This window comes from Caulobacter sp. S45 (genome assembly GCF_903642205.1).
Taxonomy (GTDB): Bacteria; Pseudomonadota; Alphaproteobacteria; order Caulobacterales; family Caulobacteraceae; genus CAHJWH01.
The window spans coordinates 1-12,325 of the sequence record NZ_CAHJWH010000096.1 but is presented as its reverse complement, the minus strand read 5'-3'; the positions used below and the strand labels follow the sequence as shown (position 1 = coordinate 12,325).

13 protein-coding genes are annotated in these 12,325 nt (G+C 67.9%); 3 read left to right on the top strand and 10 right to left on the bottom strand.

Features of this window, described 5'->3' with window-relative positions; all coding sequences use genetic code 11:
* Positions 1 to 339 (top strand): phosphoadenosine phosphosulfate reductase family protein (locus tag HUV06_RS10390; protein ID WP_174301201.1); only part of this gene is annotated, 339 nt, incomplete at its 5' end.
* Between the two features lie 19 nt (positions 340 to 358).
* Positions 359 to 1,204, top strand: a complete 846-nt coding sequence (locus HUV06_RS10385; protein WP_174301200.1) for a ferredoxin--NADP reductase — start codon at positions 359 to 361, stop codon at positions 1,202 to 1,204.
* Between the two features lie 53 nt (positions 1,205 to 1,257).
* Here HUV06_RS10385 and HUV06_RS10380 read toward each other — a convergent pair whose 3' ends face one another.
* Positions 1,258 to 2,127: a CoA ester lyase gene (locus HUV06_RS10380; protein ID WP_174301199.1), complete on the bottom strand. Its 870-nt coding sequence runs from the start codon at positions 2,125 to 2,127 to the stop codon at positions 1,258 to 1,260.
* Positions 2,128 to 2,136: 9 nt separating this feature from the next.
* Positions 2,137 to 2,673: an RNA 2',3'-cyclic phosphodiesterase gene (gene thpR, locus HUV06_RS10375; RefSeq protein WP_174301198.1), complete on the bottom strand. Its 537-nt coding sequence runs from the start codon at positions 2,671 to 2,673 to the stop codon at positions 2,137 to 2,139.
* A gap of 117 nt (positions 2,674 to 2,790) precedes the next feature.
* Here thpR and HUV06_RS10370 point away from each other — a divergent pair, with 117 nt between their 5' ends.
* Positions 2,791 to 3,546, top strand: a complete 756-nt coding sequence (locus tag HUV06_RS10370) for a Bax inhibitor-1/YccA family protein (RefSeq protein WP_174301197.1) — start codon at positions 2,791 to 2,793, stop codon at positions 3,544 to 3,546.
* A 62-nt stretch (positions 3,547 to 3,608) separates the two neighbouring features.
* Here the strand turns inward: HUV06_RS10370 and HUV06_RS10365 are convergent, their stop codons facing one another.
* The 8 genes from HUV06_RS10365 to HUV06_RS10330 form a co-directional block, all read right to left on the bottom strand.
* Positions 3,609 to 3,941 (bottom strand): DUF2794 domain-containing protein, encoded by a 333-nt coding sequence (locus tag HUV06_RS10365; protein WP_174301196.1) that lies wholly within the window; start codon positions 3,939 to 3,941, stop codon positions 3,609 to 3,611.
* A 286-nt stretch (positions 3,942 to 4,227) separates the two neighbouring features.
* On the bottom strand, positions 4,228 to 5,049 hold the full coding sequence (folP, locus tag HUV06_RS10360; protein ID WP_254601042.1) for a dihydropteroate synthase: 822 nt from the start codon (positions 5,047 to 5,049) through the stop codon (positions 4,228 to 4,230).
* 23 nt (positions 5,050 to 5,072) lie between these two features.
* Positions 5,073 to 6,962, bottom strand: coding sequence for an ATP-dependent zinc metalloprotease FtsH (ftsH, locus tag HUV06_RS10355; RefSeq protein ID WP_174301195.1), 1,890 nt, complete (start codon positions 6,960 to 6,962; stop codon positions 5,073 to 5,075).
* 120 nt (positions 6,963 to 7,082) lie between these two features.
* A complete protein-coding gene (tilS, locus tag HUV06_RS10350) occupies positions 7,083 to 8,471 on the bottom strand; it encodes a tRNA lysidine(34) synthetase TilS (RefSeq protein ID WP_174301194.1) in 1,389 nt (462 codons plus the stop codon).
* Between the two features lie 36 nt (positions 8,472 to 8,507).
* On the bottom strand, positions 8,508 to 9,437 hold the full coding sequence (gene ybgF, locus HUV06_RS10345; protein ID WP_174301193.1) for a tol-pal system protein YbgF: 930 nt from the start codon (positions 9,435 to 9,437) through the stop codon (positions 8,508 to 8,510).
* 72 nt (positions 9,438 to 9,509) lie between these two features.
* Positions 9,510 to 10,118 carry a peptidoglycan-associated lipoprotein Pal gene (pal, locus tag HUV06_RS10340; RefSeq protein ID WP_174301192.1) on the bottom strand — a complete coding sequence of 203 codons (609 nt, stop codon included), beginning with the start codon at positions 10,116 to 10,118 and terminating at the stop codon, positions 9,510 to 9,512.
* Between the two features lie 49 nt (positions 10,119 to 10,167).
* A complete protein-coding gene (tolB, locus tag HUV06_RS10335) occupies positions 10,168 to 11,487 on the bottom strand; it encodes a Tol-Pal system beta propeller repeat protein TolB (protein WP_217433777.1) in 1,320 nt (439 codons plus the stop codon).
* A gap of 46 nt (positions 11,488 to 11,533) precedes the next feature.
* Positions 11,534 to 12,325 (bottom strand): hypothetical protein (locus HUV06_RS10330; RefSeq protein WP_217433776.1); only part of this gene is annotated, 792 nt, incomplete at its 5' end.

The following is a 12,325-nucleotide window of genomic DNA, read 5'->3' as shown; positions in this document are numbered from 1 at the left end:
GAGGCCTGGATCACCGGGCGCAAGCGTTTTCACGGCGGCGCCCGCCTGCACCTGCCCGTCGTGGAGCACAGTGAGGGCAAGTTCAAGTTCAACCCGCTGGCCGGCTTCGACAAGGCGGCGCTCGACGCGTATGCGGCCAGCCACTCACTGCCGTCTCATCCGCTGGTGGAGGCAGGCTATGCCTCTGTCGGTTGCTGGCCATGCACCAAACCCACACAGGACGGGACCGACGTACGCTCCGGCCGCTGGGCGGGTTCCGAAAAGACCGAGTGCGGCATACATGTTGGCCGAAGCTCAACGTCCGCCGTCTCCGGCGATGACGTCGGCGGCGGCATCTGACGAGTCAATGATGGACGACATGAACACGGCCGTGTTGGCCCGCACCGAGCCGGCCCCAGCTCACGGCAAGCCCCTGGTCACCAGCGCCACACACCATGTCGAGTCCGTACTGTGGGTGAGGCACTGGACCGACCAATACTTCAGTTTCGCCATCACCCGTCCTGCCAGCTTTCGTTTTCGCTCCGGTGAATTCGTGATGATCGGCCTGCCGGGGGAAGACGGCGGCAAGCCCGTCATGCGGGCCTATTCCATCGCCAGTCCCTCCTACGCAGACACGCTTGAGTTCTTCTCAATCAAGGTCACTGATGGCCCGCTCACCTCCCGTTTGCAGAAAATCGGGCCTGGCGACCAGATCCTGATGGCTAAGAAGCCCGTCGGGACGCTCGTGCTCGACGCCCTGCAGCCCGGTCGCCGCCTGTTCCTGCTCGGCACCGGAACGGGGCTCGCGCCTTGGCTATCGGTCGCGCGCGACCCGGACGTCTACGACGCCTTCGAGCGGGTGATCGTGGCCCACTGCGTGCGTGAGGTGCGCGACCTCGCCTACCGCGAGCTGTTCCAGAAGGAGCTTCCCGCCGACGAGGTGTTCGGCGAATTGGCTACCAACCAGCTTACCTATCTGCCCACCGTGACGCGCGAGCCGTTTGAGCGTGAGGGCCGCATCACCGACTTGGTCACTTCCGGTCGCCTGTTCCGCGACGCCGGTCTGGACCAGACCGTGTTTAATCCGGAGAACGACCGGGTGATGCTGTGCGGTTCCATGCACATGATCAAGGATGTCGCCGCGATGCTGGAAGCGCAGGGCTTGGTCGAAGGGTCCAACTCCGAGCCGGGCGACTTCGTCCTGGAGCGGGCCTTCGTCGGGTAGGATCAGGTTCCTTTCCTGCTTTAAGGAAGAGAAGGGTTCTATCCCGGCCGTTTTCATGTGATCGCCTGGGCTATCGCCAGCACGCGTTGAGCCTCGGCGAGATGAAGCAATTCTACCATCTGCCCCTGCACCCTCAGAACGCCGCGCCCGGCTTTAGCGGGATCGGCGAAGGCAGCCGCTACGGCTTGAGCCCAGGCCAGCTGTTCGGCGGAGGGGCTGAACACCCGGTTGGCGGCGTCGATCTGATTGGGATGGATCAGCGTCTTGCCGTCGAAGCCGAAGGCGCGGCCCTGGCGGCATTCCGCCTCCAGGCTGGTGGGGTCCTCAAGAGCGTTGAACACCGCGTCAAGGGCAGTAAGCCCGTGCGCGCGAGCCGCGGCTACGGTCATCGCCAAGGTGGTGTGGAGCGGCGTCCGGTCGACGCCTACCTCCACGCGCATCTCCTTGGCCAGATCATTTCCGCCCACGACGACGGCAGCCAGCCGCGACCCGGCTGCCAGCCCTGCAATCGCGTCAAGGTGAAACAGGCAGCGGCAGGTCTCGATCATGGTCCACAGCCGGGTAGGCCCCGGCGCGCCGGACAGCCGTTGGTCGTAGCGGGCGAGGTCGCCGGCATCGATGACCTTGGGGACCAGCACCGCGTCCGGCGCCACCCGCACCAGGGCTTCAAGGTCAGCCTCGCCCCAGGGCGTGCTTAGCGCGTTCACCCGCACCACCACCTCACGGCGTCCAAAGCCGCCGACGGTCAGCGCGGCGATGACCATCGCCCTCGCGCTCTCCTTCGCTTCGGGCGCCACACTGTCCTCCAGGTCAAGGACGACGGCGTCACAGGGCAGGGTTCGGGCCTTGTCCAAGGCGCGAGCATTGGAGCCGGGCAGGTAGAGCACGCTACGGCGGGGACGCAGGGCGGCGGGGGCAGTCATCTGGGGTTCTCAGCTCAGCGGATAGGTGCGTTCAAGCTCGTAGCGGGAGCCCTCGTTCGACAGCCAGCTCGAATAAAGCGCGAACGCCCGTACACGCCAGGGTGGCGAATGCAGCAAGTTGTGTCCCTGGACCCAGGCCGCGGCGCGAGGCTCAACCGACCGCTTGAGGTAGGCCAGGGTGACGTGCGGGCTGTAGGCGCGAGCCTGCGGCTTCAGCCCGCAGCGCCTGGCGGCTGTCTCGCACTTGCCGGCCAGCCGGCGAAGCGGCTCGCTCTCCGACACACCGGCCCAGACGGCTCGGACCCGATCCACGTCGCCGAAGGCGCCTGCGCCTTGCAACGCGACCTCGAAGCTGTCCATGGCGATCGTCGCGAGCGCTGCGTCAACGTCGCCGGCCATCGTTTCGCTCACCTCGCCAAAGAAGCGCAGGGTGACATGCAGGTTCTCCCCTGGCGTCCAGCGCGCGCCGGGCAGCCCCTGCTGGCGGCGCGCCAGCCCTTCGGAAATGTCGTATGGCACGGGAAGGGCGGCGAACAGGCGTATCATAGCGGAGATCTGGGGACGGGGCCCTGTGTACGCATCCGGGCGGCCCTTGCGCGCGAGCCCAAGCTCGACGATATCTTGCACAGCGTCGATGGGCGCAATGCAAAGGGTTTGTTCGCAATGAGCGACTTCAATCGCGGTTATGCGCGTCCCTTCGGGGCGCCGCAGGCCGACATGGCCGTGGATGCGGGGCTCCGGTCCTTCATGCTCGGCGTCTATAACAAGGTGGCGCTTGGCCTGGCGCTTTCGGGGGTGCTGGCCTGGATCACCTCGCATGACCCGGTGGCCAGTTACCTGTTCCCGATGGTTCAGACGCCGGAGGGCATGGCTCGTACCGTGTCCGGCCTCGGCTTGGCGCTGATGTTTGCCCCCCTGGTGGTGATAATTGGCTCGCGTTTCGTCATGCGCTCGGTAACGCCGCAGAACTCCGGCATCCTGTACTGGACCATCGTCAGCCTGCTGGGCGCCTCGATGGGCGTACTGCTCCTGCGCTACACGGGCGTGTCGGTCGCCACCACCTTCTTCGTCACAGCGGCGGCCTTTGGAGGTCTCAGCCTGTTCGGGTACTCCACCAAGAAGGACCTGTCAGGTGTTGGGAGCTTTCTGATCGTCGGACTGTGGGGCATCATCCTGGCCAGCCTCGTGAACATCTTCCTGCATTCCTCGGTGATCGCCTTCACCGTGAGCGTGCTGGGAGTGCTGATCTTTTCGGGCCTGATCGCCTGGAACACCCAGCGGCTCAAGCAGACCTACTATCAGCTCGCCGGCGACCAGACGGGCATGGCGGTGGCCACAAACTATGGTGCGCTGAGCCTGTACCTGGATTTCGTCAACCTGTTCCAGTTCCTGCTGATGTTCACCGGCGGTCGCCGCTAACGCGTCGATCCGGGCAGAACCAAGCGCCCTGGCCGCAAGGCCGGGGCGTTTTTCGTTGCAGTTTATTCGACAAGCCGGAACCGACGGGACTCAAACATCCGCAGCACCTCGGCCAACTCGTGGCCCCGCTTCAGCACCATGCCGCCCCGCCCGATCACCGCCCAGGTGCCTTGCCGCCGCGCCATGGCCGGCCGCTTCTCGATCCGGTAGAGGGGCTGCTCCGCCGCCCTGTCGAACACCGAGAACACCGCCGCATCCGCAAGGCCGTCGATGGCGTAATCGCGCCACTCGCCGGCGGAGACCATCCGGCCATAGAGTCCCGTCAGGGTGTTCAGCTCCCGCCGTTCAAAGAATACGATAGGCGTGGAGGACAAATGCGAAATGTCGACGCTCATGGCGGCTCCAGCTGCAGCGTCTGTATCTAGGCGTTTGGATGCGCCCGCAAACCCCTAAACCGCAGGCCTGATCAGCCCGTGGTGGCTGAGAAGAAGGAACACGAAATGGCCCTATTGCGGACGCGGGCGCGCCCCAGCCGCCCACGATACCAGCGGCGTCGGTCGGCCGAGAACATCTGACGGTCCGGATCCTGAACAGCCCCCCCAGCCCCCCGGGTCGGCAGGCGCGGTCGGCCGACACCCTCTACATAGTGGTCTTTTAAGCCTCGGCTTGCTGCGCGACGCGTCATGCAAGTCTTCGCGCCGCCAGGATGGCGGCCTGCACTTTCAGCGCTTGCACGGTCTCACGAACGTCGTGCACCCGCACCATCGCCACCCCGGCCCGCGCGCCATGCAGGGCGATGGCCAGGGAGCCACCCAGCCTGTCCATGGGGTCGACGGCGGTGGGGTCGATGTATTGCACCGTGCGCTTGCGGCTGGCTCCGAGCAGTACTGGGAAGCCCAGCGCCACGAGCCGGTCCAGCCGGGCCAGCAGGGCCAGGTTGTGCTCCAGCCGCTTTCCGAAGCCGATGCCGGGATCGAGCCAGATCGCCTCCTTCGGCACCCCGGCCGCCATGGCTGCCTCAGCGCGGGCGCCGAGCCACGCGCAGACCTCGGCGAGGGCGTCTTCGTAGTGCGGCGCGTCCTGCATGGTGGCGGGCTCGCCCTGCATGTGCATGAGCACGACAGGAGCGCCGATCTTAGCGGCCATTTGCAGGCTCTCAGGAGCACCGGTCAGGGCCGTAATGTCGTTCCACATCGACGCGCCGGCGGCGATCGCCGCCCGCGCCACGCCGGGCTTGCGGGTGTCGATGGACACGGGCGCGTCCAACTGCTCCCGCAGAGCACGGACTACCGGCAGGACGCGCGCCAGCTCCACCTCTTCGGTCACCGGTTGAGCCTGCGGGCGCGTGGACTCGCCGCCCACGTCCAGCCAGTCCGCTCCGGCAGCCACCAGGGCGCGCGCCTGGGCTAGCGCCGCCTCGATATCCGCGAACCGGCCACCATCGGAGAATGAGTCCGGCGTGACGTTCAGCACCCCCATGACCAGGGGCGCACCCGAAGCCATGGTGGCAGACTGACGCTCGCGTCCTATGCGGGTTGAGCTTCCGGCTCGATGTGGGTGAGCGGCACCGACACGGTGGAGGTGGCCGGCGGCGGCCCTTCGACCTCCTCGCGCTTTGGCGAGATGCCCTTCAGCACGTCGGTGATCTCCGAACCGGTGAGAGTCTCATATTCCAGCATGGCCTTAGCCAGGGTGTGCAGGTCCTCGATCCGGGTGGTGATGATCCGGCGGGCCTCGTCAAAGCCCATCTGGGTCAGCCGCTTGACCTCCGCGTCGATGGTCTTGGCGGTTTCCTCAGAGATGTTCTGCCGGTTGCCCATGGACATGCCGAGGAACACCTCCTCCTGGTTGTCGCCGTACTCGACCACGCCGAGTTCGTCGGAAAATCCCCACTTGGTCACCATGGCCCGGGCCAGCTTGGTGGCCTGGGTGATGTCGGAAGAGGCGCCGGACGTCACCTTGTCCTTGCCGAAGATGATCTCCTCGGCCACCCGCCCGCCGAACAGGATGGCCAATCGCGAGGTCATCTGCTCGAACGACATGGACAGCTTGTCCCGCTCCGGCAGCTGCATGACCATGCCGAGCGCACGGCCGCGCGGGATGATCGTCGCCTTGTGGACCGGATCGGTGGAGGGCACGTTCAGCGCCACGATGGCGTGTCCGCCCTCGTGATAGGCGGTCATGCGTTTCTCGTCCTCGGTCATGACCATGGACTTGCGCTCGGCGCCCATCATCACCTTGTCCTTGGCGTCCTCGAAGTCGCGCTGGGTGACCATGCGGCGGTTCTTGCGCGCCGCCATCAACGCGGCCTCGTTGACCAGGTTCATCAGGTCCGCGCCGGAGAAGCCCGGGGTGCCGCGGGCGATGGTCTTCACCTCCACGTCGGCGGCGAGCGGGACGTTGCGCATGTGCACCCGGAGGATGCGCTCGCGACCGTTGATGTCCGGGTTCGGCACCACGACCTGGCGGTCGAAGCGGCCCGGGCGCAGCAGGGCGGGATCCAGCACGTCTGGCCGGTTGGTTGCGGCGATCAGAATAATGCCTTCGTTGGTCTCGAAGCCGTCCATCTCCACCAGCAGCTGGTTAAGGGTCTGCTCGCGTTCGTCATTACCGCCACCCAGGCCTGCGCCACGGTGACGGCCCACGGCATCGATCTCGTCAATGAAGATGATGCACGGTGCGTTCTTCTTGGCCTGCTCGAACATGTCGCGAACGCGGCTCGCGCCCACGCCCACGAACATCTCCACGAAGTCGGAGCCCGAGATGGAGAAGAAGGGAACGCCCGCCTCGCCGGCAATCGCGCGAGCCAACAGCGTCTTACCCGTACCCGGAGGGCCGACCAGCAGGGCGCCCTTGGGGATCTTGCCACCGAGGCGCTGGAAGCGGCCAGGGTCCTTGAGGAAGTCGACGATCTCGTTCAGCTCGTCCTTGGCCTCCTCGACGCCGGCGACATCCTCGAAGGTGACCTTAGTCTTGTTCTCGGTCAGCAGCTTGGCTTTGGACTTGCCGAAGCCCATGGCTCCGCGTGCCCCGCCCTGCATCTGGCGCATGAAGAACACCCATACGCCGACCAGCAGCAGGATCGGGAGCAGCGATCCCAGCAGCTGCATCCAGCCGGAGGGCTGGGCCGACTGCACACGGATGTTGGCGCCATGCGCTTCCAGCCGCTTCAGCAGGTCGTCCTGCGAGCCCGGCGTGGTGACCAGGAACTTGCGGCCGGCGGCGTCCTGCGCCTGCACCATCTCGCCGCGGACCACGACATCCTTGACCTGGTCGCTGTCAACCTTTTGAAGCAGCTGGGAATAGCTGATCTCGTTGGCCGCGTTGGCGCCATGAGTGTTGGGGTTCAGCACGCTGTAGAGCGCGATGATGACCACCACGATCACGCCCCAGATGGCGAGATTGCGCAAATTCATGTTCGCACCTAATAGGCCCGCCGCCGGGTCCAAGACCTTCGACGGCCGCCGCCGCCGGACGCGAGGATCTCACGCCAAGGCTCAAGATAGGATGAGTGTGCGCCCTGCGCTACCGGCATGCTACAGCTCCGCAGCCTGTTCCAGGGCGCGTTCGCACCCGATCAGAGCCCAGGCCGAGGCTAGCCGCAACCCGACCTGGCAGCGGGCGGTCGCGGCGCCAGCACCAAAGGGCTGAGGCAGGCGCGCCTCACCCTCGGGCCCGAGCAGGACAGGCAGGCTGGAGCGGGCGTGCGAAGGTATGCGCCTCAGCACCTCGCGCTCGCGCTTGGGCAGGCTGGCGGCGTGACCGGTGAGCGGGCCCACACGCCATCCTGGAGCCTGCGCCACGACCTCGAACCGGCCGTCGAAGATCTGGGCGCCGCCGCAGGTGAGCGGGACAAGCGCCGGGGGAGAGCGGCCCAGCTCGCGAGTGAGGCGCAGGTGACCGCCGTCCACCCTGAGCCTGGCTCCGGACAGGGTGGCCGTGAACACGTAGTCGTTAGAAAGCCGGGCCAGCAGCCTCGCCAGTGCGGCGCCCGCGGGGGGACGGGCTCGACCCGAGACGCACAGCAGCGCCCTGGCAAGGGCGTCCATCGGTCTCTCGGTGGCCAGGAGCGCGGCCAGCGGGAGGTCCACGACGCCGTAGTCAAGCAGGGCTTCCATCTCGCCACGCATCTTTCCGTCGTGATCGAGTTTGGCCCGTGGATCGAGGTCGGCCCAGCCAAGAGCGTCTGCGGCGCGCCAGTGTCCGCCAGGCTGCACGTCCGACCCCTGAGGCGAGCCTGAAGATGACGAGGGAGTGTTGGATGGGGCAGCTTGAACGCGTTCGGTGCGAGCCCCTTCCTCCAGGCTCGCCCGTGCGCGGCTTCGGGCGAAGCGAAGATCGCTGTTGGCGGGATCGTCCATCCAGCGGACCCTCTGGGCTGCCAGCCAGGCCTGCAGGTCAGCCCGCCGAAGCGAAAGCAGCGGCCGCAGAAGGAACACGCCCCGACCTTCCGGCCAGACCGGCGAGGGTGACCATTCCGCCAAGCGCCCATGCGTCGGCGTCTGCGTCCGGATCAGCTCGGACTCGGCCGCATCGTCGGCCGTGTGGCCGAGCAGGAGCACATGGGCGCCTTCCGCCCTCGCCGCCTGGGCCAGAAGCGCGTGGCGGGCCAGCCGAGCCGCCGCCGTCACTCCCGAAGCCGGTTTGGGACCTGTCCAGGCAAGGGCGCGCCACTGCACGCCGCCGAGCTCGGCCGCCTCCTCGCCCGCGGTTTGCGTCCAGGCTGCACTGTCGGGATGCAAGCGATGATCCACGGTCAGCGCAAGCAAGCCTCGCCGCCTTGCAGCCGCCCAAGGCTCGACGATCCTCAGCAGGGCGAGGGAGTCGCTACCACCCGACAGCGCTACGGCCAGCGGCGCATTGCTTTCGCCGTCGAGTCGCCGGTCGAGGGCCGCAAGGGCCGCGCCGAACGCGGCCGGGATCATCTCATGCCGACGGCCGCGCCACTCGTGACTGAGCCGTCAGGCTCCACACTTGGCGCGGCTCCGGACCGCTTCGGCGCGAGCCTTGACCGTGGGGGAGGCGACCGTGTGGTAGCGATGGTCGAACTCGGCCAGGGCGGCGCAGGCCTCGGGCGTGCGGTTGGTCTCGGCCAATGCGCGCGCCAGCTTCACGGTCGCGTCCGGCGACCAGGGCAGCTTCGGCCAGCCTTTCAGGGCCCGGGCATAGGCGGGTGTGGCGTCCTGGTAGTCCTCGCGCGCGTAGTCACTCTCGCCCAGCCAGTAGTAGGCCTCCGGCGTATTTTTGGCGCTGGGATAGCGGGTCAGGTAGTCCTGGAAGCCGTTTGCGGCCCCTGCGTAATCGCCGGCGGTGAGCTGGGCCCGTGCAGCGCGATAGGCGTCGGATGCCGTCGCGGCGGTTGCAGGCGGCGCACCGGGGGCGGAGGATGGACCACCCAGCCGACCCGTATCTGCCGCCTGCGCGGCAGCGGTTGCGTCGACGGGAGGGGGCGGGATGTTAGATGGTGGCGGAGGGGGTGGAGCGCCTGCCCCTGCGCTCGGCGCGAGCTGGGCCTCAAGCCGCGCCACCCTGTCGCCCAGGTCTTTCAGCTGGGCCTGGAGCTGGCCGTTCTGGTCGTGCATCGCCGCGACGCTTTGCCGCGACTCCTCCGTCTCGTGGGTCAGCTCCTCCGATTGACCCTTGATCTGGCGGATGGTCTCGTCGACCCCGTCGAAACGCTGCTCCAGAGCGGTGACCGCCGGATCGGGGCCGGCGGGCCTGACCTCCACCGGCTGGCCGGTGTCACGTCCCTGGAAGACGATGGCACGCAGTTCGCGCACCTGCTTCTCTAGCTGGTCCAGCCGGCGTGATCCGCCGACATCCTGGGCCGCAGCCTGTCCTACAAGGGCGAAGGCGGCGATGGTCGCGATGAGCAGGCTGCGTGCGGTCATTGCACGCTTCTAGCGTCTGCACGGCGGCGGAAGGAAGGCCTAAGGCTTCGCCTCCCGCCGTCCGGCAAGGCGCTATTGCAGCCCGCCTGGCGCGTTGCCGGAGAAGTCGCTGCTGGTGTCGCCGCCGGCCGCGCCGCTGGTTATGGCGGTGTGGGCGTTGCGGTTGTGCGCGTAGGCGTCCTCGCCCGTACCCGGATCCGTCGGCCGCTCCTTGCCGTAGGAGGTGGTCGTGATCCGTGCCGGCGAGATCCCGCGGCTGACCAGGTAACGCTTCACGCCGTCCGCACGCCGGCCGCCCAGCGCCAGGTTGTACTCCCGTGTGCCGCGCTCATCGCAGTTGCCTTCGATCCGGACCATCACGTTGGGATAGCGCTGCAGCCACTGGGCCTGGCTATCCAGGACGCCGCGGCCCTCGCTGCTGACGCTGTCGGCGTTCAGCTCGAAGTAGACTCGGTCTCCAGCGCTCACCACGAAGTCCCTCACGGAGCCCGGGATGGGCGCGCCGGTCACCGGGCCGCCGCCGGGCGGACCGTAGTTGCTGGGCGGAGGCGGGGGCGGCGGCCCGCCCATGCCGGTGTCGGCGGGGGGCGGGGGCGGCTTGTGGGCGCAGGCGGCGGCCGAAGCGGCAAGACCAAGAGCGAGGGCCAGTTTGAGCGCCATGTGGCGGGCGGGGGCGGTCATGGGAACTCCTTCAGTTCGTGCGCTGACCGAAGAACGCCGGCCGTCTTGGCTACTTCAGCAACGGCGACCATGCAGGGTCGGTTGCGCCGCCGGGATAAGGCTCCAGCCGCTCGTTCTGGCCGGAGACATCGATGGTCCACAAACGCGCGCCGGAGCCGGGCGTTTCCCGGGAGAACATCAGAACCCGTCCGTTCGGCGCCCAGGTGGGTCCTTCGTCCAGGAACGAGGAGGTCAGGACGTGTTCGCCGGAGCCATCCGCGCGCAGGGTGACGATGTGGAACTGGCCGCCGGTCTGCTTGGTCGCGGCGATCAGGTCGCCCTTGGGACTCCAGACGGGGGTGGTGTACTGGCCGCTGTCGAAGGTGATGCGGTGCGCGTTCCCGCCCTCCGCGCTCATCACGTAGAGCTGGGGCTTGCCGCCGCGGTCCGAGGTGAACACGATGCGCGAGCCGTCCGGCGAGTATGACGGGGAGGTGTCGATGGCGGGGTCCGATGTCAGGCGGTGGCTCTCGCGCGAGCGCAGGTCGACCACGTAGATGTCGGTGTTGCCGTTCTTCTCCACCGAGAGGGCGACCTTGCTGCCGTCGGGCGAGAAGCGCGGGGCGAAGGCCATCTCGCCGACGAAGGAGCCGATGGTCTCGCGCCGCCCGGTCTCGATGTCGAACAGGTAGACTCGCACCGCATCCTTGCTCATCGCGGCATAGGTTATCTGCTGGTTCGACGCGGAAAAGCGCGGGTTGAGCGCCACATATGTGCCGTTCGTGAGATAGCTGGGATTGGCCCCGTCCTGGTCCATGATGGCCAGCCGCTTGATGCGATGGGCGCGCGGCCCGCTCTCGGCCACAAACACCACGCGGGTGTCGAAGTAAGGGCCCTGGCCGGTGAGACGCTGGTAGACGGCGTCGGCGATCTTGTGCGCCACGCGGCGCCAGTTGTCGGGACTGGAGGTGAACTGGGCGCCCACCAGCTGGGAGCCCACGCTGACGTCCCACAGGCGGAAGTCCACCCGAAGGCGCCCGTCCACGTCGGTGCTGGCGGCGCCGTTCACCAGGTCGATCACGTTCACACCACGCCAGGCGGCGAACTGCGGCGTGACGGCGATGTTCAGGTTCGGCTCGGGATAGTGGTCGGTCAGGGCGTGGAAGAAGCCCGACCGCTCCAGGTCCTTGGCCACGACTTCCGCGATTCGGGGCCCGAGCTCTGACGACCGGGCGTCCGACCCACTGAACGGCGGGACGGCGATGGAGACGGACGAGGCCACGCCCTTGTTGATGTCGATGACCGGCTGAGCCCGGACAGCACCACCGGCCAAGGTCATGCTCAGGGCCGCCAGCGACGTGGCCAGCAGGAAGCGGAGCGAGTTGCGCATGGGGGCGTGTTTACAGCCTTCCTGGACGGCGTTGAAGCCCGGCATGTCAGCCGCAGCCTTCCGTGGCGTTGAACCTGATCGGCGGCAGGACGAGCGGCGCGTTGGGCGGCAGTTCCCGGAACGGCGCGGCCTGCTGCACGGCGGCCAGGGCGCGGTCCGTGGCGAGCGTCACCGTGGCATCGTCGATACCAGGCTGTCCGTGCGCGATGACGTTTGGCCGCGCCGCGAGGCTGTGGTCCGGCCGCAGCAGAATGCGGATGGTGATGGTCACCCCGCACACCGGGTTCCAGTTCGCCTTGATCTTGGCCGCCAGGGCGCCGAACGACGGCGCGTCCAGCCCCTTGGCGGGTCCGGCGGCGTCCCGGGCCTCGCGGTCCGTCTCGGCCCGCGCCGCGCCGCGTGTGCTCGCCCTATGTCCTCCCGCCGCCAGGGCGGTGAGGTCCAGGTCGGCGTGTTTCTGGGCGCGCCCCTTGCCGGGGCTGGAGGACAGGGCGGCGAGGTCCAGGCTCTGCTCGCGGGCCTGGGCCTTGGACAGGGCGTCCAGGTTCAGCGCCTTGCGGGCCGAGGACTTGGCGGTGCTCTTGCTTAGGCTGTCGAGATCCAGGTCAGGCTGGGATTTCGCCTCGGGCTTGGGCGGCTTCGACTTGGGTGGCGTCAGCTTCGGCGGGGCCGGCTTGGGCTTGGGTTCAGGCTTGGGCCTGGGCTCAGGCCGTGGCTTTGGTTCTGGCCGCGGCTGAGGCTCGGGCGTGGGCTCCGGAGCTGGGACGGGCTTGGGCGGCGGGGCGTGGTGGCGCGGCGGGGGCGGCGCGGGCTCAGGCTCCGGTTCGGGCAGCGGCTT

Coding starts and splice junctions, on each gene's coding strand:
- HUV06_RS10385 (WP_174301200.1), top strand. CDS start 359: ATGAACACGGCCGTGTTGGCCCGCACCGAGCCGGCCCCAGCTCACGGC.
- HUV06_RS10380 (WP_174301199.1), bottom strand. CDS start 2,127: ATGACTGCCCCCGCCGCCCTGCGTCCCCGCCGTAGCGTGCTCTACCTG.
- thpR (WP_174301198.1), bottom strand. CDS start 2,673: ATGATACGCCTGTTCGCCGCCCTTCCCGTGCCATACGACATTTCCGAA.
- HUV06_RS10370 (WP_174301197.1), top strand. CDS start 2,791: ATGAGCGACTTCAATCGCGGTTATGCGCGTCCCTTCGGGGCGCCGCAG.
- HUV06_RS10365 (WP_174301196.1), bottom strand. CDS start 3,941: ATGAGCGTCGACATTTCGCATTTGTCCTCCACGCCTATCGTATTCTTT.
- folP (WP_254601042.1), bottom strand. CDS start 5,049: ATGGCTTCGGGTGCGCCCCTGGTCATGGGGGTGCTGAACGTCACGCCG.
- ftsH (WP_174301195.1), bottom strand. CDS start 6,962: ATGAATTTGCGCAATCTCGCCATCTGGGGCGTGATCGTGGTGGTCATC.
- tilS (WP_174301194.1), bottom strand. CDS start 8,471: ATGATCCCGGCCGCGTTCGGCGCGGCCCTTGCGGCCCTCGACCGGCGA.
- ybgF (WP_174301193.1), bottom strand. CDS start 9,437: ATGACCGCACGCAGCCTGCTCATCGCGACCATCGCCGCCTTCGCCCTT.
- pal (WP_174301192.1), bottom strand. CDS start 10,118: ATGACCGCCCCCGCCCGCCACATGGCGCTCAAACTGGCCCTCGCTCTT.
- tolB (WP_217433777.1), bottom strand. CDS start 11,487: ATGCGCAACTCGCTCCGCTTCCTGCTGGCCACGTCGCTGGCGGCCCTG.